Below are 21,096 nucleotides of genomic sequence, written 5' to 3'. Positions count from 1 at the left end.
CGGGAGGTGTAAAGCTTTATTTAAACATTTTTTAAAATTATTTTGCATTGGTTGTTTAAAGCCCTTCTAGAGGGCTGTAAACGTTAAGGTTTGGCAAAAATAATTGATGTATTAATACCACCGAAAGCAAAGTTATTGCTCATCAGATACGTCACCTCTAGGTTACGGCCTGTGCCAGTGATGTAATCTAAGTGGCCACACTGGGGGTCTAAGCTGTCTAGGTTCAGTGTCGGATTAAACCAACCAGTGTGCATCATTTCTAAGCCTAGCCATGCTTCAATCGCTCCGCACGCTCCTAGGGTGTGCCCAAAGTAGCTCTTCAGTGAACTTATGGGTACCTTACCTAATGCATGCGCTGTGGCGTTGCTCTCGGCAATGTCACCACGATCGGTGGCAGTGCCATGGGCAGAAACATAATCAATTTTATCCGCATCTATGCCCGCGTTTTGCAATGCCATCTCCATACAAATTTGCATGGTTTCCATTTGTGGTTGAGTGACATGTGCGGCATCACAGTTGCTGGCAAAGCCGATAATTTCAGCATAAATTGTTGCTCCGCGAGCTTTGGCGTGTTGGTACTCTTCAAGTACAAGGGTGCCCGCCCCTTCGCCGATAACCAAACCATCGCGATGCGCATCATAGGGCCGTGGCGTGCTTTTCGGAGCATCGTTTTTTAAACTGGTGGCAAAAAGGGTATCAAAAACGGCTGACTCGGTTGGACATAGCTCTTCAGCGCCGCCAGCGACCATCACGGTTTGATAGCCATGCTTGATGGCCTCATAAGCATAACCAATCGCCTGACTACCTGAAGTACAAGCACTACTGGTCGGGATAACGCGTCCTTTTAGACCAAAGAAAAGCCCAACATTAACGGCCGTAGTATGAGGCATCATTTGTACGTAGGTTGTAGCGGTAATTGCTTTGGTGGTTTTGTCGTTTAACATCACGCCAAAAGCGCCAATGGCATCGGTACTGCCAGTTGACGAACCGTAAGCAATGCCTGTTTGACCATTAGTAAGAACCTCGGTGCCGAGTAACCCAGCCTGTTCCAGTGCATTTTCAGTGGCGACAGTCGCCAGTTTAGACACGCGGCCCATCCCGCGTACTTGTTTACGTTTATAGTGCTTTGGCAATTCAAAGTGGTCGATGGGCGCGGCAAGTTTGGTGTTTAGGCCATCATATTGCTCATAAGAGGGCATGTATTGAGTGGCGTTTTCACATGCTCTCAATTTTGGTTCAATCGATTGCCAGTCATTACCAAATGCGGTAACACCAGACATACCTGTAACCACAACGCGACGACTCATATTAAGCCTCCGTTGACTGAAATAACTTGGCGCGTCACATAGCTGGCGATATCAGACATCAGGTAACTCACCAAACCAGCGACTTCTTCTGGTTCGCCCATTCGGCGCAGTGGGATTTGTGGCATTGCGTGCTCTTTGACGTGCTCGTCAACCATTCCAGTATCGATAAGCCCGGGTGCGACACAGTTGACGGTTATTTTCCGTTTAGCCAGTTCAAGTGCCAACGACTTAGTCGCGCCAATAACGCCTGCTTTTGCGGCGCTGTAGTTGGTTTGCCCTCGGTTACCCATCAAACCAGATACTGAAGCTAAAGTGACAATACGCCCGCCTTTACGCTTTTGCACCATCGGCATAACACAAGGGTGTAGGACGTTGTAGAAACTATCGAGATTGGTATGAATAACGCCATCCCACTCTTCTTCGGTCATGGCAGGAAAAGCGGTATCACGAGTAATACCTGCATTATTAACTACGCCGTAGTAGGCACCATGTTCACTGATGTCCGTTTCAAGTTTAACGCGGCACTCTTCACGATTGCTGATATCAAACTGGATTAAACGTCCGCTGCCACCTTGTGCAATGATGGTGTCGAGTGTGTGCTGTGCACCTTGTTGATCGCCCATGTAGTGGACGGCAATGGTAAATCCATCGTTGGCTAATTGGATGGCAATCGCTTTGCCGATGCCTTTACTTGCGCCTGTCACTAAAACGTGTCGGGTCATGATTGACTCCTAATCTTCATTTCTTGTAGTTTTTTTTCTGTGGGTACATAGACATTTAACTGGCAACTGGCCACGGTCTCACCGTGATGCTCAATACGGGCAGTAAACACGGCCATACCGTTATCTTCCATCATTTTTTCCGCGTAGATATCGAGCATTTGCCCTTGCTCAAACTCGTCACAATATGTGTTGTAACGGCGGCTACCGAGCAGAAAACCAATCGATGGTTGCGCACCGCGAGTCAGAGCATGGTAACCAGACCAAGCGGCCACAGATTGCGCCATAAACTCAATCCCCACGTACGCGGGTAGTGTGTTAGTTTGAGTATTAAAAAACGGATTCTTGCCCGAGATCTCGACTTGGCAATGGATAGAGTCTTGCTCGACTTCGAGTGCGCGATCAATCAGGATCATCGGCTCGTCATGCGGAAGCAATTGGTCAATAGAGGGAATGCTAGTCATGGAAGTAACCAAAAATAAGACTAATGTTATTACCACCAAAGGCAAAAGAGTTACTTAAGATAGCCTTGCCATGCAGTTGAGTTTGAGTCTCGACTAATGTCACGGCAATATCGTCCGCTTTATCTTGGCAATGCTGAATCGGTAGTGGTAAATCGTAAAATAAAATATGCCAGGCGATGGCTGCCTCGGTCGCACTGGCTGCGCCTAGGGTATGGCCTGTCAATGGCTTGGTTGAGCTGACCGGAACGTGATCGGCAAACAGGCGATCAATCGCTTGGCTTTCCATACTGTCGTTGAGTGGCGTTGCGGTACCGTGAGCATTGATATAGCCAATGTCACTGACGGTAAGCTTGGCGTCATCGAGGGCATTTTGCATCGCTTGTTGCGCGCCCTTGCCTTGTGGGTGAGGCGCAGAAATGTGATGAGCATCTGAGCTATCACCTGCCCCAAGCAGGGCGACTTTAGCCAGTTTGTTACTAAGCAGCATCACGCTGGCAGACTCGCCAATATTGATCCCATCACGCGATGCACTAAACGGTTGGCATAGTTTTGCAGAAAGAGCTTCAAGGCCACTAAAGCCATTAAGCGTGAGGCGGCAAATGCTGTCAACGCCACCGACAATCACTGCATCCACTAAACCACTGCGAAGTAGGCGCTGGGCGGTAATGAAGACTCGGCCACTTGAAGAGCAGGCGGTCGAAATCGAATAACAGGGACCTGTAATGGCGAAATACGCCGCAATAAAGTCACTGGTATTGCCAAGCTCTTGTTTGCGATAGTGATAATCGCTTGGAAAGTCACCGTGATTGATCTTTTGTTGATAGGCGATTTCGCCATCGGCAATGCCTGAGGTGCTGGTGCCAATGATCACCGCGATTCGCTCGGCGCCATATTCTTCAATCGCGGCGTTAACCGAGCTTTCAATTTGCTTAATTGCTGAGAGTGCAAGCTGGTTGTTACGCGTATTAAACATCGTCAGATGGTCTGGGATTAATGGCAGTTCGTCATCGACTCGACCTATGATAGTCGAGCGGCCTGAATTTAGAATTTGGTCATCCCGTACCATGTTCGCGCTGCGTTGACCGGACAGGCATTGATGGATCTGAGCATGCTCAAAGCCCATTGCAGAGTGAAAGCCACAGTCTTGAATAAAAATGGGTAGAGAAACGTGTGTCAGCATGGGCTATCTATGGTGTTAATGGTTGTTGCTGGTGTTGCAGCGTTTTAATTGTGATCGTGTAGTTATCAATCAAATGGTGGAAAGTGATCGTTCCATTGAGCTTATCTTTATTGCTGTACTGGATATCAATGACTTTAACGCCGTTATTATTGAAAAGAGCTCTGGAGTAGTCGTTATCAATCATTTGCCACCTTACCTCATTTAGTGAGGCTTCCCAAGCAGAACTCGGCCAGAGCGTGATCATTAGGTTAAATAGCACCTGCTCTGGCGCGGGAAGTGTTGAGCCTAAACCGGGGAGAACATCACTGGTTATCCCTGCTTGTTGATAGTTTAGCGACAGAATCCGTGTTCCCCAAGATGAAAATCCCGCTAATACTAACTGATCTTGGCTGACTTGCAGTTGTACTGGTAATTGTTGAGTTTGGCTTTTTTCGCCCACGGTCCATTTCGCCTCAATTAACTGACTCGCGCTTAGTGAAAGCCCCAGCGAGCGCGGCGTGGGAAGAGTGACGCTAGTGCCACGACTTATCTCGACCTGTGGCGTTGAAATTTGTGGCTCTGACGCACAGGCGCTGAGCATCAGGCTCAGGATCAACACTAAAACAGAGTAACGGGTCTTCATTTTTTATCCTGATCGATGATGGCAAGGGGTGAGAGCAGCCAAGCGACAAAAATCCCACTGAGCACGGTAATACCAAAACTATGAATGGCGTGAGTTTGACTGAGTGCCAACAAACCAAATGACAGCAGTGTGGTCATGGCAGAGAGGCTAATGGCGAGCAGTGTACTCGGACTACGTGCTTTTTCAGCAAAAAATAGTGTGTAATCGATACCTATCCCAACGATGAGAATAAGCGCCAGCAAATTGAACAAATTGAGTGTCGAGCCAAGCGCGGAAGCCGTGGCTATCCCCGCTAAGCAGGCGATCACCGAAGGCAGCAGAATAAGTAGCGCATGTTTCCAACCATAACGCTTAGTCAGTAGAATGCCAATTAAGCTCACAGCCAGCAGCAGTAACTCCATCACTTTTAGTCGATACTCAGCAAACAATGTGGAAATTTCCTCGGCTTTGTTGAGGTAGCTAATGTCAGAATGGTCTTGGGCAAATGCTTTGACGCTTGCCAGCTGATGAATGCCATTTAGAACCACAATGGCAGCGACTTGTTGGTCAACCTGGCCAATGTAGAGAAAACGAACCGGCTCTGAAACCGGATGGGCGAGGTAGTCTTGCAGCGTCATAGGCGCAAGAGGTTGGGTTAAACTCGGTACGTTGCTCAGTTTTAGGGCGCTCGCCAACGCGGTGGCTTGCGTGTCGTAAAGCGTGGCAATTAACTGGTAATTATCAGACTGCGTCGCTTGCGATGGCAGATATTGAGCCAAACTCTGATAGTGGCTAACAACGCCACTCATTTGCCACTGCTCCAGTGTGCTTGAAAGTGATTCGAGTCGTTGCAGGAGTGCTTCATCATCCCTGGCGGTGACGACCAACATCTGTTGCGAAGACGTAACGCCACTGATTTGAGCGATTCGTTGTTCTTGTTGTTTCAACTCAGTTGGCATGGCCTGTAGCTGGTGAATGTCGTCGTCATAATGGAGCGCGCTCAGCGGCAGTAGGCTGATACCTAAGACCAGCACTGGCAAGCCCAACTTGATCCATTTGCCCGACCATAACGTCAGCCATCGCTGAGACAAAGTGTGGCCTGGTAATGGACGACTTGCACTTGGCTTTACGGCCAGAACCGGGTACCAAGCGACCACCGTGGCGTAGGCGGCAATCAAACCGACGGACGAGAAGAGTGCCAGTTGCTGTAAACCTGGAAACGGGGCAATCAACATGCCTAAGTAGCCGATTAAACTGGTCACAAGTCCCATGGTAATGGCCGCAAAAATATGCTTGAGCCCTTGGCGGCTATCCCACTGATTACCAGCCGCTAACCGTTCTGTCAGGTAGTGGAAGGCATAGTCAATCGAGACGCCAATCAGGCTGGCACCAAACACCAGACTAAACAAGTGGACAGTGCCGAACAGCCAAGTGGTGATCGCGAGGGCGGATAACAACCCGACCCCGATAGAGAGCAGCGCTAATATCAGCGGTACTGGACTTCGAAATACGGCAATGATCAATATCACCACACCAAGCAGTGAAAACAAACCGATAGTGCTAATTTCTGATTTGGCACTTTGGGTGCCAAATTCGGCATAAAACAGGACACCAGTATGATCAATATCGGCTTGATATTGTTGGCGAATGGCTTGCTCAATATCGTTTATTGTAGTGACACCTTGCTGGGCATGGAAGCTGTATGGTGAATCATGCAAGGTGGCGCTGATCAGCAAATATTGTTGACCTTGATATTCAGCTGACAAGAAACCGTTGTTGATGGTAAAGGCGGAGTTGAGCGCAGTGAGCTGGGATAAGTAATCACGAAATAACAAAAAAGGGTCACTGATTAGCTCTTTGCCAGTCACACCTGAAAATGGGTTGTAAATGGACTGGATAACGTACTGGGTTTGTTGTTGTGGGCTTGTCGTTAAACGTGCTCGCTGTTCGGGCGTTAGCTGCTGAAAACGGTGTTGGAAATAATAACTGGCCCACTGATTTTGCTGCTCAGAATTAATTTTACCCACCACATCACTAAACAGCCCGCTATCGACCAAGGACCGCTCAAGCTGAGCGGCGGCTGAATAGAGGGATGGTTGGTTGTTGGCGCTAACCATAAACACGACTTTATCGCTCAAGTTATTGGCGACAGTTTCAAAAGCTTGCTCTGCAACGGGGCTTTGTTGATTTTTTGGCAATAACTTAAGGATGTTGGTTTCAATCGGCGATTGTGGCGATGTTAGCCATTGGTTCGACAGCAAAGCGATAAACAACAATACCAGCGAAAGCCACGCTAGGGCGATCTTGTGCTTGATCGTGACACGATTAGAAGCTGAATTGGGCTTGTTCAGCATCAGTTAAAGTCTCTGGTTGATGAGTTTGATTCGAGAATTGAATTTCCGTTTTGTCACCACGAATCTCTTGCAAGGTCAGCGCGTCGACTTGTTGTTGGCCGTTTAAGGTAATCGATGAAAATACGACATTAAGCGGTGCTTGACGAGGTGTTAGGATTAAGCGCCAGCCTTGTGGACTGCTACTAAAATCAAGATCGAACTGCGTTTTTAGCGTATCCGTGTCGCCGTGAAAAACAGCCAGAAATACCCGACTAAAATAGAATGCCATCGGGTTATCCTCAGCCTTGATCACTTGCGGCACTTGATCGGCGAACGTCTGGCGCAGCTTATCTTGGGTCAGAACCAGATTGACAGCAAAGGGGCTGTGTTGTTGCCACAACAAACCTTGCTGTTTACTTAAGGTAAACTCACCCTGTGAAGAGAGCGGCTGTGCAAACATTTCAAGATGGCGACGTTGGGTGAATTCGCCACGTATAACACTGTGTTGCGCCAGTTGGGATTCAAGCTCATCAAGGTTGCTCACCTTACCCCAACAAAGTGGAGACAGGGCGAGTAGGGTGAAGAATAGGCGTGCTTTCATTCGCTCAATCTCCCGTACTTGTGCCACTGCTCAACTTTATCGATAAACACCTTCGGTGAAGCAAAACACATCTCTTGCTGTTTGATTGATACCGCGACTTGAGTGGTGTGGGCTTTGCACATTCGTTGGCCGCTTTCGGCGTCATAAATGATGTAGTCAACGCGCAGGCGGTTTTCCCATTCAGTGAGCTTGGCACAGACGCGAATGGTGTGGTTAAACGCAATCGCTTTGACATACTTAACCCGAGTGTCAATGATTGGCCACATATAGCCAGAGTCATTCATTGCCAAATAGCCATATTCAATTTTATCCATCAGTACGCGGCGCGCTTCCTCAAAAAAGCGAAAGTAGTTACCGTGATAGATAACACCCATCGGATCGGCATCTTGGAATGAGGTGATTAATGTCACCTCAGATTCAAGTGGGAATTGAGTCTCTTGTTGCATTAGGCCTCCGGATAAAGCGGCCAATGGCGCTGCTGGATATGCGCAATGAAATGGCGTAAATCGTGCTCAAGTGGGCGATCTTCTACAACAAACTCAAACTCGCTTAAAACGGCATCACGAATCGCCTTTAAGCTTTCACTCATGTGGTGTTCATCAAGCTCATTGTGGCGGCGACGAATTTCAATGGCTTGGACGCTTGCCAGTAAAGATGCTGCTGCGACCTGCTCTGTGAGCTCTAAAACGCGTAAACAGTCACGGGCAGCGATGGTGCCCATGCTCACTTTGTCTTGATTGTGGCACTCGGTTGAGCGTGAAAAAACACTTGCCGGCATGGTGTTCTTTAGGGCTTCTGCGGTCCAAGCTGAAATACCAATTTGTACGGCTTTAAAACCGTGATTGATCGGCTTTCGTTCACCTTCAGCGCCAGTTAAATTAAACGGCAAGCCGTTGTTGAATTTGTAATCCATCAGCTGCGCCATTTGACGATCCAAGAGGTCTGCTAGATTCGCTATTCCTGTTTTTAGCGTATCCATCGCCATGGCAATATGACCCCCATAGAAATGGCCGCCATGTAAAACACGTTCATTGTCGCCATCGATAATTGGATTGTCATTGGCGCTGTTGAGCTCGTTTTCAATCATTGAACGTAGCCATGGTAGCGAGTCTTGTACCACACCAATGACATGAGGGGCGCAGCGCAGAGAATAGCGATCTTGCAAACGGTCACTGTTGCGTGGTGGTCGTTCGGCTTTTAAATCATCGCGTAGCCAAGCCGCGACTTGCTGCTGACCTGGGTGAGGTTTAACCGCAAACAAGGCTTCATCGAAATGGAAATCGTTGCCGTGCATACCGACTGAAACCAACGCGGTGATCTTGGTACACAGCTGAGCAAGGTACTCGGCACGTTTATAGGCTAAACAGGCGAGCGCCGTCATTACTGAGGTACCATTCATCAGCGCTAAGCCCTCTTTAGGTTTTAGCTGAATGGGCTCAATACCAAGCTTGGCAAATACCTCGGCGGTTGGGTGCATTTCATCTTGATAGATCACCTCTCGCTCGCCAATCAATACTGCCGCTAGGTAAGACAGGGGGGTTAAATCACCACTTGCTCCCACCGATCCTTCTTGCGGGATGCGTGGGGCAATGTCTTGATTAATCAGTGTCACAATCTGATTAAGTAGATCGTGGGTCACGCCTGATACCCCTTGTGCAAGTGAACATAAGCGTGTTGCCAACACGGCGCGAGACTGTTGATGAGTCAGCACGTCGCCTAAACCGCAGCCGTGAAAGCGGGTTAAATGCAGTGGCAGCTCATCGACCAAGTTGGGCGGAATGGCCACCGTGCATGAGTCACCGTAACCCGTTGTCACGCCATAAATTACGCCTTCTTCTTGGAGTAATCGTTCAAGAAACGCCACACCACGATCAATTTTGGCGGTAAAGTCGGGTGAACTATTGAGATGAGCGTTGGCACCTTGGGCAATGGCCACAACGTCTTCAATGGTGAGCGCTTGGGCGCCAAAAGTGATGGTGTTGTTATTTTGCATCGTCATCTTGCTGATTACTTAAAGTCCAGAAATTGAAAAAATTATACCACTGTAGCGGGGCTTGCAGGGTGTAGTGTTCAAGACGGTTCGCGTAGTCCTGTACGACTTGCGCTAGCGCTTGTTGGCGCGTTTGACGAGGTAGAACGATTTGGTCGCTAAAATGCTCGAAATAGACATTAAAATGCGGCTTTTTGCGCGAGTCATCACGTAAGCCAAATAGAAGGTAAACGGGCGCTTTTAATACTGAAGCTAACATAAAGGGGCCTTGCGGAAACGGCGCCGCTTGACCTAAAAAGTTGGCCCACACCGACCGGCTCTCTTTACTGGTCGAGGTGCGATCGCCGACGATGACTACCCACTCGCCCTGTTCGATTTTTTGTTGGAGTAAAATCGCGGTGTCTGGGCCCATGGAGCTGACTTGGATCAGGTTGAGCTCTGAATTTGGGTTAACCGCTTTCATCACGCGATTAAAACGTTCGGCATGTTCGGTAAACACTAAAGCATTAATTTTGACATCGGCGTGCCTGCGGCCCAACGCGCGACACAGCTCGATATTACCTAGGTGAGATCCCAGCAGCACCACGCCTTGCTGTTGCTCGACCATAGATTGAAAATGTTCTTGGCCATGAATCGTGAGATTATCAACACTAAAATCGCCTTTCCAAGCAGCCAGTTTATCGAGCATAGTGTGACCAAACGACAGTAGGTGGTGGTAACTGTCGAGCTTGGCTGGCAAGTGCAGCGAGTTTTCCTGTGCGTATTTCTTTAACTGATTCAGATAGAGTTGTGACGCTTGTTTGGCCTCTTTGCCGGTAAGATGGTAGTAACCAATCACGACCTTGAGAATTTGATTAAAGACTGCCCGCCCTAGTACGCTGTAAACCGCCAGCATCAGTTTAATGCCCAAGATCGTGCCTTGCTCTTGACGTTTTGACCAATGTGCGTTGCTCTGTTGTGCTCGGCGGCGGTTACGAGCCACTAGCTTAGGGATTCTTGGTAACATGGCGAAAAACAACTTGGTATGCATCCAACTGATTTTGACGTTATCCCACAATGCATCAAAGTGGGAAATGCCACCTTGTGGGTAAATGACCCGTGTTTCGACAAACTCAATCTCGACCTCTTCCCAATACATCCGCACTAAGATCTCGATATCGAAATCCATTCGAGTGCCGATAGCATACTTATCAAGCACGGCGACCGTTTTGGCTACTGGGTAAGCACGAAAACCACACATGCTGTCTTTAATCGTCAGTGAGAGCGTCTCTATCCATACCCAGATATGCGTTGCGTAGCGCCCGTAGAGTCGCGCTTTAGGTACGCTGTCATCATAGACAGGTTGGCCTGAGATCAAGTGGGTCGGGCAGGCTTGCGAACGCGCAATCAGTTTTGGTAAAGCATCGATATCATGTTGACCGTCAGCATCAATTTGGATGACATGGCTGTACCCAAGCTGGTGGGCATGGCGGATACCTGTCATTACGGCGCCACCTTTACCTTGGTTTTCGGGCAAGGTAATCAAAGTGATCGACTCAAGTTCCGTTAAGGTGTGCAACGCTTGTTTAGTTTCGCTATTACTGCCGTCATCAACCACGATAAAAGGTAAGTTAAAAGGTTTGAGAGATGACACCACGTCGGCAATCGTGCTGCCGTGGTTATAACAGGGGATAAGGAAACAGGCTTGATAATCATTCACGTTAACCACCTAATTTCATTTTGCCCGATGAGTGGGTGACTAACCGCTGCGCTTGTTGTGAGCTATATTTGAACGTCAGTTTCTGTTTGTCGCTATCCCAATTGAGGTCGAGAGTGACTTCGGCATTTGGCAAGATAGGTTCTTGAAACTTAATCACTTCCATACCTTTGAACTTTTTAGGCGTGTTTAAGTAGCGAATTGCGTAATGCAGCGCCCAATCGATTTGGGTCACACCTGGCAACAACGGAAAGTGCGTAAAGTGGCCGCGAAAATCGAGAATATCCGCATCCACTTTAAAGCTGAGTGTCGCCTGATCTTTAACGGTTTGCGCCTTAAGCAGCGTGGGTTTTCTTTTTTCCATGTCGTTATTCATTATTCTGCTTGGAAATGTTGTTCTATTTCAGCCACCAGGCGTTTGCCTTGGCTGTTGAGTGGTATTTCACCGACAATGCGATATTTACGTGGAATAGCAATGGGTTCTAACCAGCCGCGTAGCGCCTGACGCAGTGCGAGCCAAAATTTCCCTTTGCCTAGCTCAGCCAGTTGTGCTTCACCTAAAGTGGTCACAACGATGACGGCGCAAAGTGACAGTCGGTTGCCATCCATCATGGCGACCACCGCGCTTTCTTCAATCCACTCTAACTGTTCAAGGCGTTTTTCCACTTCAACCAGAGAGACGCGCTTCTCTTCAATTTTAATGATGCGATCAGTACGGCCTTTCAGATCAAAGTGGACTGTATCATGGAAGTGACAGGCATCGGCAGTTTGATACCAATTGTTGCCATCAATATGTTCGGCACGCAAACGTAAGCATTGTTCACGGTTAAGGTCAGCTTCAATACTAGGAAATAAGCGCCACGGTGTAGCCGCAGTCTGCTGTTGACGATAGGCAATACCGCCAGTTTCCGTGCTACCGAACACCTCAATTGGCAAGTGGCCAAACAGTGTCTGACTATGTTGCGCTGCGTTAGTGCTTAGTGGACCTCCAGAGGAAAACAGGCAACGAAGAGGTGCACTGTTGTGCTCTTCGGATAAGCGTTTTAATAGCGCAGGACTACTGATCAGCACGCAATCTTGGTGTGCACGATGTGTCACTTGCTCAGGAAACTCTAAATTGTGAATCGCAAAAGGGCGACCTGCACACAGAGGCCATAACAAGCGAAACAGTAAGCCATAAATATGTTGATGAGAGACGGTACTCTCGATTCGTGACCCGGCCATCTTCTCTCCCCACAAGGACTCTAGAAGGCAAATCTCACTGTTGAGCTGTTGTAAGCTCTTGCTAATGGCTTTGGCTTTACCACTTGAACCAGAGGTAAAGAGAGTGAGTTCAATCGACTCGGTGGATAATGCCGTCCATGCAAATTCGCCACTTAACTTGCATTGGGCCAGCGAGTCTTGATTGATCAGCACGCGGTTGATTTGATCGGCAGGAGCAATGACATTATCGTGCAACAACACATCATAATGAGCGCTAAGTTCCCGCACGGCTTCAGGTTGATAGTTTCCGGGCAAAACAATCACTTTTCCTGCATAACAGCTGGCAAAAAAATGTACAGCAAATAAGTAGCTGTTGCCAAAACAGAGCGCGACTCGTTGCCCTGACTGTAATCGCAGGAATTGTGCCTGACTGGCGACGTGTTGTTGGAATTGTGGCCATGCAATTTGGCTGTGATGATCGAACGCGACAATCGATGATGAATCACGTGGTGCTTGCATTAAGCTTGCAAGGCAAGAAAAGGAATCCATCATCGGGTTATTGGTCCTTACGAATAAACTGGCGCACAATCCACTCAATCGCAAACAGAGCACCAGCCAACAGGTAGCTGATTAGGCCATTATACAACGTCCACAACTCGAGCGAGTGAAAGCAGGTGTACAGGGCAAACAGGCCATTGAAAACAAAAAATAGACACCACACAGCGGTCACTTTTCGCGTGTAGGCGACGCCGCTTGCAGGTAGGTCGGGCTGTTGCAATCTTGCTAATCGTTCAATGATGGTTTGCGACTGCTTGAAGCTTGACGCAAAGACAATCAGCATGGCGAGGTTGACCACCACGGGGTAAAAGGTCAGCCAGCCGTACTGTTTGAAAGCCATGCCTAAAGCCACCAGTGAGATGCCAGTGATCGCACTTATCCGAGCAACATACTTAAGTTCTTTAAGTTGGGAACGTTGCACAGAGAATAGGCGGACTCCCAAGGCGGCGATGAGTAGTATCCCCACCATGGAAAGGCCATATTGTTCGATACCAAAGTAAACGGCGAACGGATAGGCAAGCAGCACCACTGCAGACAAAACTGTCAGCAATTGGCGCATTAGGCTTCCTTGAGAAGCTCGGTAACCGCGTTAACGACGTCGTCAACGGTTCGCACTGCGCTAAATTCGGCAGGCTTAATTTTTTTGCCCGTCGCATTTTGTAGGTGAACGACTAAGTCCACCGCATCAATACTGTCGAGGTCAAGGTCTTGATAAAGGTGCGCCTCAGGTACAATGTCTGCAGCGTCAATTTCAAATAATTCTTCAAGCGCGTCTTTAACTTGCTCAAATACTTGCTCTTTATTTACATCTGTCATGAAAGTACCTACGGATTATTCCCCAGTTTGTGCAGAAATATAGTTGGCCAGATTACTAACCGAAGCAAAGTGCTGACGAGTATTTGAATCATCGGCATCAATGACAATGTTATATTTCTTTTTGATCGCCAAACCTAGCTCTAGTGCATCAATAGAATCCAATCCTAGACCATCACCAAATAGCGGTGCATCCGTTTCAATATCGTCAATGGTTAAATCTTCGAGATTGAGGGCGTCAATAATAAGTTGCTTGATTTCGTTATGTAGTTTTTCCACTTGGGCCTACTTTTAGTTCTGTATTTTCTGGAAACAATGTCTTAGCCAGATGCTGTTGTAAACGGCGAGCCGCAATTGTTGGAGACGTAGTTTGCTCTATAAATGGCTCCACCTCAACTTTATCCTTAACTTCAACAAGGAAAAAAGGCTTAATCGTCGGGACTTGATACCACTTTTTCTCTTTTGTGAGAAAACTCGGAGAAACGCTGATATGAATGAGGCGTAAATCGCGGCGAGTACGCACGGCGATTTGTGCTGAGCCCCGCTGCAATTTTGGCGTCACGCCAGGAGTGGTGCGGGTACCTTCAGGAAAGACCAGCAGCACATTACCTTGTTCAAAGCGGTGTTCACACAGCGATAACAGGTCATCCGGTGCTTCGTTAGGAATGTAACCAGCCGCTTTAACAATATGTTTCATAAACGGGTTGGCCCAAATTGCTGACTTGACCAAACAGTCACAGCGTTCAAGCTGCGAAGCGATAAGAACGTAATCGATAAGGCTAGGGTGATTGGCCACGATCAGACAGTTGCGGTCTTGCTTTAACAAATCGGCACCGATGATTTTATAATCGATTGCGCCAGTGAACTTCATCAGTCGGCAAAACAGATCAAATGAGCGCTGAATTGCCCCTTGAACGCGATACTCTCTTTGCGTTTGATTGCGTGTCACCACTTTGATGGCTGGTACCACGATGAAACTAAGAAATAATCCGCCGAGTCCAAAGACGCTAAAACAGAATCCAGTAGCCAACACACGCCAATATCGATTGATCATAGTTGTTGCTGCCATGTCCAAGTGTGTTGTGGTGCCCGAATCTGAAATTGTGACTGGTTGAGCAAGTAGTGACGAAGAAACGCTAACCCTTGAGGCAGGGCCGTTGGGTCAAATTCGTGGCTTGCGTGCTGGGTTAAGGTAAATTGTTCACCGTGTGAGAGCAGCAAACCTAGCCCGTAGCCTTGGTAATCTTGTTGTTCAAATTGTTGATAGTCGTCTGGTAAAGGTTCATCAAAATCAATGACTAGTACTTTACTTTGTGGGTAGCTGTTTAAGTAGAGCCAAGCCTCGAGAATCGCACTTTGAAAGGTGTTTTCAGCGGCGGCAATCGAGGTCAACGGAATGGCTTTTTTGGTCGCGATTGTGGCAAGCCCTGCTGCGGTATTGTGTACCGATTGAGAAAATGCCATTGGTGAGGCATCTTCACCACGTAATATATCGTTGACCAAGGCAACGCTGCGTTGTAGCTCACCATGTCGACTGGCAAAAACTAGATAATCAACAGGGTGCTGATTTAACAACTCAATCGTGGTTTGCACCGCAAGTTTGCTGAGTTGGCTCATGCGGCGACGCATCATGGCGGGAATGGCGCTAGCATCGCACTTACCTTCGCTAGGCCACTGCAAACTATTTGCCCACGTTTCCCACTCATGAGACAGTGATAGTCCGGTAGAATGCGCAAGCCATGCGTCGATGTTGAATGAAAGTTTGATATCTGAATTTGACATAGCTAATTGAATTGTTGTGATTACAGCGAAATACTATTACAGATTTAAATACTCCCCTCTTAGGAAATATAAATATGTCACCATTAAAGTTACTTAGCTCATTAATCTTAGCTTTATTACTCGTTGGTTGTGGGCGTGTTCAGCCTGTAATGAACGTTGAGGATACTCCAGTTACTTATAATCTTCAAAGTAAACAAGTAAAGATGGCAATTATGCAGGCTGCGACCAAACGTGGGTGGATTGTTACTGAAGTCAATCCTGGTGAGTTGTTGGCCAAACTTCAAGTTCGCTCGCACTATGCAGAAGTGAAAATTCCATTTAATGACAAATATTACTCGATTCTTTATCTCAACTCAGTAAATCTAAAATCATCTGATGGCAAAATTCACCGCAATTACAACCGTTGGGTAAATAACCTCAATGTTGATATTAAGCGTCAGTTGGCCTTAACCGCCTCTGGGCAGTAATTGAATAGATAATAGTTAGGTTTTTCGTGGTTCAAGAAAATACAGATCCATTTAACGCGTTAGAAGCAAAAACAGAAGCACAAAAGCTCTCGTTTGCGCCGATCGTGTTTCATACTGCGCGCACTCTGCGCGACCTCGGTATTTTATCAGCGCTCGACAAGTTCGGTGAGCAGGGATTAAGTGCCGCTGAAATTGCCCAGCAAACGGGTGTCTCTGAATATGGGGTAAAGGTGCTGCTCGACATGGCGATCAGCGCTGATATTGTTTTGTGGCGCAAGCCTAATTATGTGTTAGCCAACCTTGGCTTTTTTCTTCTTCACGATGGCATGACCAAAGCCAATATGGATTTCACTGCGGATGTTTGCTACGCCGCGATGATGCATTTGACTGAGGCCATCGTCGAGGGAAAACCGGCTGGTTTGAAGGAGCTTGGCAACTGGGAAACCATCTATCAAGGTCTCTCTCAGCTTCCCGCTCAAGCGAAGCAGAGTTGGTTTGAATTTGATCATTTCTACTCTGACCGTTCGTTTCCCGTCTTATTAAAAGAAGTGTTTAAAAACCAACCAAAAACCTTAGTGGATATTGGCGGCAATACTGGTAAATGGGCAGTGCAATGTTGTGGTCATGACAGCGACGTTAATGTCACTATTGTTGATTTACCGCAACAGCTTGAAATAGCGATGAAAAATGCGGCCGAGCAAGGTTTTGCGCAGCGTGTGCATCCATTCCCTGCGAATATGCTTGATAAATCTCAAGTGCTCCCACAACAGGCCGATGTGTGGTGGATGAGCCAGTTTCTTGACTGTTTTTCACCAATGGAAATCCTCAGCATTCTCAAACGTGTCAAAGTGCAATTGCGCCAAGGGGACGTGGTTTATATCCTAGAACTGTTTTGGGACGCGCAGAAATACCCTGCCGCTTCGTATAGTCTGAACGCTACCTCGCTTTACTTTACCTGCTTGGCCAACGGCAACAGCCGATTCTATCGCAGCGAAGACTTCCTAGAGATCGTTGCCGAAGCTGGCTTGGTGGTTGAAACACGCACAGATAACATCGGTCTTGGCCATACTTTATTAAAGTTAATATCACAATAAGCCGACCTTGATGCGGTGAGCAAACAAAGAAATAATAAAATGAATAAACAAGTTACCCAAGTTGTTGTGGTTGGTGCAGGCCCTTCTGGCTCAACCGTTTCTGCCCTGATTCATGCACAGAATATTGATGTCATAGTGATTGAAAAGTCGCAATTTCCGCGCTTTTCGATCGGTGAAAGTTTATTGCCAGCTTGCATGGAAGTGATCGAGCAAGCAGGCATGCTCGACGCCATCAACCATTGCGGTTTTCAATATAAAGATGGTGCGGCGTTTCGTCGCAATGGGGTTTATACCCAATTCAATTTTAACGACAAATTTACCGCAGGGCCGGGAACAACGTTTCAGGTACAGCGCGGTCAGTTTGATAAAGCCTTAGCCGATAGTGCCGCCGAGCAAGGGGTTGAAATTCGCTATCAGCATGAATTGAAGTCGCTTGAGTTTGTTGGCGATCGCTCTGTGCTGACGGTGTGTGATGAGCAAGGGGAGACGTATCAAATTGAGGCCGATTACGTGCTCGATGCGAGTGGCTTTGGACGTGTTCTTCCACGAATGTTGAATCTTGAAGAGCCGTCTTGCCTGCCACCACGCAAAGCGATTTTTACCCACATTGTCGATAATATTTCTGCGCAGGATATCGAGTATGACCGCAATAAGATCCTGATCTCGGTTCATCCAGATAATCATGATGTTTGGTATTGGTTAATTCCGTTTTCTAACGGCGTCTGTTCCTTCGGTGTGGTGGGTGAGCCCGAATTCTTTGAGCGCTACTCAGACGACAAAATTACCGCACTTAAACAGCTCGCCAATGAAGAGCCGGGCTTAGCTAAGCTACTTGCTCATGCCCAGTACCCAAATCCGGCTGGGGAGCTTGGTGGCTACTCTGCAAACGTTAAACATTTAGCTACCCAGCATTATGCGCTGCTTGGTAATGCGGGCGAATTTTTAGACCCAGTCTTCTCATCTGGGGTGACGATTGCGATGAAATCGGCTCAATATGCGGCCGAATGCGTGGTACGTCAGCTTAAGGGGGAGTCCGTCGATTGGGATAAGGAGTATGCGCAGCCCTTGATGGTGGGAGTAAACACCTTTAGAACTTATGTGGAAGGTTGGTATAACGGCCGCTTACAGGATGTGATCTTTTATCAAACGCCTAACCCGAAAATAAAGCAGATGATTTCGTCAATTCTTGCTGGCTACGCGTGGGATACCAATAATCCATACGTTAAAAATAGCGAGCAGAGATTAGCGACACTGGCTGAGTTTGTGCGCGAGGATCTCAGTCGCTAACGTTTGGTTTAACTTAAGGGGTTATGTTGGCGAAATCGGCTTTTTTTGCTCATACTTTTCTAGAGAACGAAGGAAGGTGACGCATGAAAAACCAACTTGACCCAGGTAAAATTCTGCAAGCTTACGAAACCGTGATGTCGAATGGAACCCCGACAGATCTAGGAAGAATCTATCAAGGAATCGAAGCCTTTGCCGATTATGATGGCTATAACGTTTATATGCGTGGTAACGGCGTTGAGTTAAAAGTCGGTTTTCACAATACTTACCATCTTGACTACGACCAAGAGCATCAAAAAGAGAGCTTTTTGAAAAAGGTCGCGACGTTGGCCAAGTAACTCAAATGAGAAAAAGCCCCAACCACTTAGGTGCTTGGGGCTTTTTGCTTAAACTTCTTCTACTAAATTCTCATCTTCTGAGTAATCTTCGCCAAGGGCGTCTGGTTTACTACGACCGTTCAGAGTGTGGAATCGTTTTCGTCCACGTGCGAGTTGGGTATATTTAAGCCACACTCGCTCAAGCTTAGACTTGGCTTTACCCGGGTTAGATAACGCTTTTACGAAATGTTTTTCTTCCGCGTTTTCAGGGGTCAACTCTCCAGACTCTAAGCCGAGCATGGTATCGCCATAAAGGGTTAGTATTTCTTCCTCTCCAAGCGTAAAATCACCTGATTTGGCGAAACCGCGCGGAAATTTAGTGTTGTCGTAAAAACGTTTTTTGCCATGACGGAATTGGGTGTCTGACATTTCGGTAGCCTCTGTATGCCTACGTGGTTAATCTAGATCGAAAGTTAGGCGTAAATTAACCAAAAGAAAAACAAAAAATTTCTATCTTCACTATTGAATAAATTTATTGATTTTACATAACACTTTGGTGAATTTAAGATTAAAAAAATTACTCAATTTGCTATCTTTCGAAAGCCTACTGGCAGAGGAAAAGCCATGGACGTAAAAGTCTTTAGAACCTTTCTAGAACTGGCTCAGGTCAGACATTTTGGCAAAGCAGCCGAGAACCTATATATCACTCAGGCGGCCGTCAGCGCGCGCATCAAGCAGCTAGAGAGCTACTTCGATACTCAACTGTTTATTCGCGATCGCAATAACATCAAGTTGACCTCATCAGGAGAGCGCTTGATCAGTTACGCCGAAGTGATGGTGAGCACTCTTCAGCAGGCCAAAATGGAGCTTTCTCTTGAAAATGGTAAAGGATTGCAACTGACACTCGGTGGAACCCCTAATGTGTGGGATGCGTATCTGCAAAACTGTTTGTCTTTAGTCACCGATGAGTTCGATGGCTATGGTTTTATCGCTGAAATTATGGGCCGAGAGGCGTTGACGCGTAATTTGCAAGAGCGCACCTTAGATATGGCATTTGCGTTTGATCAAATCAAAGCCGACGAATTGCACTGTAAAAAGGTCGCCGATGTGGTGTTAACTTTGGTTTCGACCAAGCCGGACTGCTTAGAATCGGTATTTACAGGCAGGTATGTCTATGTTGACTGGGGAACCAAATTTGCCTCAGAGCATGCAGAGCGTCACGCTAAGGTTCCAGCGCCTTACCTGCGTACTTCAAATGCACGTATCGCTTTGGATTTCATCCTTGAAAAAGGAGGGAGTGCTTACTTACCTACGCCGTTAGTTGAACCATTTATCGTCAGTGGTCAGTTATACGAAGTGAGTGAAGTGCCAGCGTGGTGTCGCCCAATCTACTTGAGCTATCGTAAAGCCAGTACATCGATTGAGGCAATTAGACAAGTAGAAGAGATGGCGAAAACGATCGATCCTGTCAGCGGGTACAGTTTTCAGCAAATGGCTGATTCAGTCAGTGAAGAGTAATCACCCTTTCCTAATTTGCCTATTTTGAATGAAACAATACAACAAGCCTCACTGCAGTGAGGCTTGTTCGTCTTGGGTCTTAAACCAAGTCTTTGAGTTGTTTGGCGGCTTCTTCACGAGCGGCTTGAGCTGGCTCATCACCCATGTTTAGCGCTTCAGCGTAAACAAATTCAACATCCGTTAGGCCGATAAAGCCCAGCATTGTGGTTAGGTAGCTCTCGATGGAGTTGCGCGGCGAATCTTTGTGTAGACCACCACGGGTAGTGACCACGATCACTTTTTTATTCTCAATCAGACCGACTGGGCCATTTTCGGTGTAAGTGAAGGTCACGCCAGCACGGGCAATCATATCGAACCAGTTTTTCAACTGAGTTGGAACCATAAAGTTATACATTGGCGCGCCAATCACCACTTGATCGACCGCTTTAAGTTCATCAATCAGCTGATCAGACAGGGCTAGAATTGCTTTTTGCTCGTCGCTGAGGTTTTCGCCACCACGCAATGCGGTCGCAACGTCCATATCCAACACAGGCAGCGAGTTCTCCGCTAGGTCGCGTTCAATAATACCGTTTTTTCCTTCTAGCACCTGATCAATCAAAAGTGTTGACTGAGAATGTGGGCCAAGGATGCTTGATTTTAGGACAAGAGTGTTCTTCATAATGCTGCCTCACTGATTGGTTTGCTGCATGCAAACCTATTCGTTTATGTTGCAAACACTATAAGGGACAGCAGCGTCGGTGAGAATCGGCAGATTTCGAGCGTAATGTTCAAGTTTTTCGAATGAGTACTGATTTGCTTCGAATAAGCATCAGTATTGGCGGGTACGGCAATATGAAGCAACCCAAGTAGGGCTGCTTCGTTAGCGTTAGAGGTTCATTAAACTTTCTATCGACTCCTCAATGGACAACTGGTGATAAGACCGGACTGCTGAGCCGTCGAAGGCATCAATTAAGATTCTGTCGATATTTGCCGAACCATGTTGATCAATAATGCTTAGCGTTTGTTCGACATTATTACACGTCATAGTGAGATCATCTTTAAGCACAATAGTGCAAGAGTGCAGGTTCATAGCCAACTTCCTTATTATTTTTTAATCTGCATTGCTAACTTTAGAACAAGCATCACACTTGGCAACTACGATTTAGTTCCGAAAATGGCTAGTAATTAAC

At 47.2% G+C, this 21,096-nt stretch carries 25 protein-coding genes; 5 read left to right on the top strand and 20 right to left on the bottom strand.

The genetic code is table 11. The annotated features are described in order from the left end of the window. Positions 1 to 83: 83 nt before the first annotated feature. Genes BS19_RS03275 through BS19_RS03195 form a run of 17 tightly spaced genes read right to left on the bottom strand, consistent with a single transcriptional unit; the run spans position 84 to position 15,247 of the window. A complete protein-coding gene (locus BS19_RS03275; RefSeq protein ID WP_038173302.1) occupies positions 84 to 1,307 on the bottom strand; it encodes a beta-ketoacyl-ACP synthase in 1,224 nt (407 codons plus the stop codon). Beyond that, positions 1,304 to 2,029 (bottom strand): 3-ketoacyl-ACP reductase FabG2, encoded by a 726-nt coding sequence (locus tag BS19_RS03270; RefSeq protein ID WP_038173300.1) that lies wholly within the window; start codon positions 2,027 to 2,029, stop codon positions 1,304 to 1,306. Before BS19_RS03270 ends, BS19_RS03275 begins: the two co-directional genes overlap by 4 nt. Further along, positions 2,026 to 2,490 (bottom strand): hotdog family protein, encoded by a 465-nt coding sequence (locus BS19_RS03265; RefSeq protein ID WP_038173299.1) that lies wholly within the window; start codon positions 2,488 to 2,490, stop codon positions 2,026 to 2,028. Before BS19_RS03265 ends, BS19_RS03270 begins: the two co-directional genes overlap by 4 nt. Further along, positions 2,483 to 3,670: a beta-ketoacyl-[acyl-carrier-protein] synthase family protein gene (locus BS19_RS03260; RefSeq protein WP_038173298.1), complete on the bottom strand. Its 1,188-nt coding sequence runs from the start codon at positions 3,668 to 3,670 to the stop codon at positions 2,483 to 2,485. The genes BS19_RS03265 and BS19_RS03260 overlap by 8 nt, the downstream gene beginning before the upstream one ends. A 7-nt stretch (positions 3,671 to 3,677) precedes the next feature. After that, complete coding sequence (locus BS19_RS03255) at positions 3,678 to 4,292, bottom strand: DUF3261 domain-containing protein (protein WP_038173296.1); 615 nt, start codon at positions 4,290 to 4,292, stop codon at positions 3,678 to 3,680. Continuing rightward, positions 4,289 to 6,625, bottom strand: a complete 2,337-nt coding sequence (locus tag BS19_RS03250) for an MMPL family transporter (protein ID WP_038173295.1) — start codon at positions 6,623 to 6,625, stop codon at positions 4,289 to 4,291. Before BS19_RS03250 ends, BS19_RS03255 begins: the two co-directional genes overlap by 4 nt. Then, the gene (locus BS19_RS03245; RefSeq protein WP_038173294.1) at positions 6,597 to 7,205 is read right to left on the bottom strand and encodes an outer membrane lipoprotein carrier protein LolA; all 609 of its coding nucleotides are present in this window, start codon (positions 7,203 to 7,205) and stop codon (positions 6,597 to 6,599) included. The genes BS19_RS03250 and BS19_RS03245 overlap by 29 nt, the downstream gene beginning before the upstream one ends. Further along, positions 7,202 to 7,651 (bottom strand): acyl-CoA thioesterase, encoded by a 450-nt coding sequence (locus tag BS19_RS03240; protein ID WP_038173293.1) that lies wholly within the window; start codon positions 7,649 to 7,651, stop codon positions 7,202 to 7,204. Before BS19_RS03240 ends, BS19_RS03245 begins: the two co-directional genes overlap by 4 nt. Further along, entirely contained in the window at positions 7,651 to 9,204 is a 1,554-nt protein-coding gene (locus tag BS19_RS03235) for an HAL/PAL/TAL family ammonia-lyase (protein ID WP_038173291.1), read from the bottom strand. The genes BS19_RS03240 and BS19_RS03235 overlap by 1 nt, the downstream gene beginning before the upstream one ends. Continuing rightward, positions 9,188 to 10,894 carry a glycosyltransferase family 2 protein gene (locus tag BS19_RS03230; protein WP_084185934.1) on the bottom strand — a complete coding sequence of 569 codons (1,707 nt, stop codon included), beginning with the start codon at positions 10,892 to 10,894 and terminating at the stop codon, positions 9,188 to 9,190. Before BS19_RS03230 ends, BS19_RS03235 begins: the two co-directional genes overlap by 17 nt. 1 nt (position 10,895) lies before the next feature. Continuing rightward, positions 10,896 to 11,255 carry an ApeI family dehydratase gene (locus BS19_RS03225; RefSeq protein WP_038173574.1) on the bottom strand — a complete coding sequence of 120 codons (360 nt, stop codon included), beginning with the start codon at positions 11,253 to 11,255 and terminating at the stop codon, positions 10,896 to 10,898. Positions 11,256 to 11,266: 11 nt separating this feature from the next. Continuing rightward, complete coding sequence (locus tag BS19_RS03220; RefSeq protein ID WP_038173287.1) at positions 11,267 to 12,646, bottom strand: AMP-binding protein; 1,380 nt, start codon at positions 12,644 to 12,646, stop codon at positions 11,267 to 11,269. A gap of 4 nt (positions 12,647 to 12,650) precedes the next feature. Continuing rightward, entirely contained in the window at positions 12,651 to 13,211 is a 561-nt protein-coding gene (locus BS19_RS03215; protein WP_038173286.1) for a COG4648 family protein, read from the bottom strand. After that, positions 13,211 to 13,468, bottom strand: a complete 258-nt coding sequence (locus BS19_RS03210) for an acyl carrier protein (RefSeq protein WP_038173283.1) — start codon at positions 13,466 to 13,468, stop codon at positions 13,211 to 13,213. The genes BS19_RS03215 and BS19_RS03210 overlap by 1 nt, the downstream gene beginning before the upstream one ends. A 15-nt stretch (positions 13,469 to 13,483) precedes the next feature. After that, positions 13,484 to 13,744 carry a phosphopantetheine-binding protein gene (locus tag BS19_RS03205; RefSeq protein ID WP_038173281.1) on the bottom strand — a complete coding sequence of 87 codons (261 nt, stop codon included), beginning with the start codon at positions 13,742 to 13,744 and terminating at the stop codon, positions 13,484 to 13,486. Then, positions 13,728 to 14,534, bottom strand: a complete 807-nt coding sequence (locus BS19_RS03200) for a lysophospholipid acyltransferase family protein (RefSeq protein WP_051686485.1) — start codon at positions 14,532 to 14,534, stop codon at positions 13,728 to 13,730. Before BS19_RS03200 ends, BS19_RS03205 begins: the two co-directional genes overlap by 17 nt. After that, a complete protein-coding gene (locus tag BS19_RS03195; RefSeq protein WP_038173280.1) occupies positions 14,516 to 15,247 on the bottom strand; it encodes a beta-ketoacyl synthase chain length factor in 732 nt (243 codons plus the stop codon). Before BS19_RS03195 ends, BS19_RS03200 begins: the two co-directional genes overlap by 19 nt. Before the next feature lie 74 nt (positions 15,248 to 15,321). On the opposite strand from BS19_RS03195, the gene BS19_RS03190 reads away from it, so the two are divergent. From BS19_RS03190 to BS19_RS03175, 4 genes are all read left to right on the top strand, one after another. Continuing rightward, positions 15,322 to 15,714, top strand: coding sequence for a hypothetical protein (locus BS19_RS03190; RefSeq protein WP_038173279.1), 393 nt, complete (start codon positions 15,322 to 15,324; stop codon positions 15,712 to 15,714). Between the two features lie 26 nt (positions 15,715 to 15,740). After that, the gene (locus BS19_RS03185) at positions 15,741 to 16,808 is read left to right on the top strand and encodes a methyltransferase (protein ID WP_038173277.1); all 1,068 of its coding nucleotides are present in this window, start codon (positions 15,741 to 15,743) and stop codon (positions 16,806 to 16,808) included. 39 nt (positions 16,809 to 16,847) lie between these two features. Continuing rightward, a complete protein-coding gene (locus BS19_RS03180; protein ID WP_038173276.1) occupies positions 16,848 to 18,095 on the top strand; it encodes an NAD(P)/FAD-dependent oxidoreductase in 1,248 nt (415 codons plus the stop codon). Between the two features lie 83 nt (positions 18,096 to 18,178). Next, positions 18,179 to 18,430, top strand: coding sequence for a DUF3081 domain-containing protein (locus BS19_RS03175; protein ID WP_038173275.1), 252 nt, complete (start codon positions 18,179 to 18,181; stop codon positions 18,428 to 18,430). 48 nt (positions 18,431 to 18,478) lie between these two features. Here the strand turns inward: BS19_RS03175 and BS19_RS03170 are convergent, their stop codons facing one another. Continuing rightward, positions 18,479 to 18,838, bottom strand: coding sequence for a MaoP family protein (locus BS19_RS03170; protein ID WP_038173273.1), 360 nt, complete (start codon positions 18,836 to 18,838; stop codon positions 18,479 to 18,481). A gap of 195 nt (positions 18,839 to 19,033) precedes the next feature. Here BS19_RS03170 and BS19_RS03165 point away from each other — a divergent pair, with 195 nt between their 5' ends. Further along, complete coding sequence (locus tag BS19_RS03165) at positions 19,034 to 19,927, top strand: LysR family transcriptional regulator (RefSeq protein ID WP_038173272.1); 894 nt, start codon at positions 19,034 to 19,036, stop codon at positions 19,925 to 19,927. A 79-nt stretch (positions 19,928 to 20,006) separates the two neighbouring features. On the opposite strand, the gene BS19_RS03160 is transcribed toward BS19_RS03165, so the two are convergent. Beyond that, complete coding sequence (locus BS19_RS03160) at positions 20,007 to 20,585, bottom strand: FMN-dependent NADH-azoreductase (RefSeq protein WP_038173271.1); 579 nt, start codon at positions 20,583 to 20,585, stop codon at positions 20,007 to 20,009. 207 nt (positions 20,586 to 20,792) lie between these two features. Continuing rightward, on the bottom strand, positions 20,793 to 20,996 hold the full coding sequence (locus BS19_RS03155; protein WP_038173270.1) for a hypothetical protein: 204 nt from the start codon (positions 20,994 to 20,996) through the stop codon (positions 20,793 to 20,795). Between the last annotated feature and the right edge of the window lie 100 nt (positions 20,997 to 21,096).

It is taken from the genome of Vibrio pacinii DSM 19139, assembly GCF_000711795.1.
Taxonomy (GTDB): domain Bacteria; phylum Pseudomonadota; class Gammaproteobacteria; order Enterobacterales; family Vibrionaceae; genus Vibrio; species Vibrio pacinii.
This window is presented reverse-complemented; position numbering and strand designations above follow the sequence as displayed.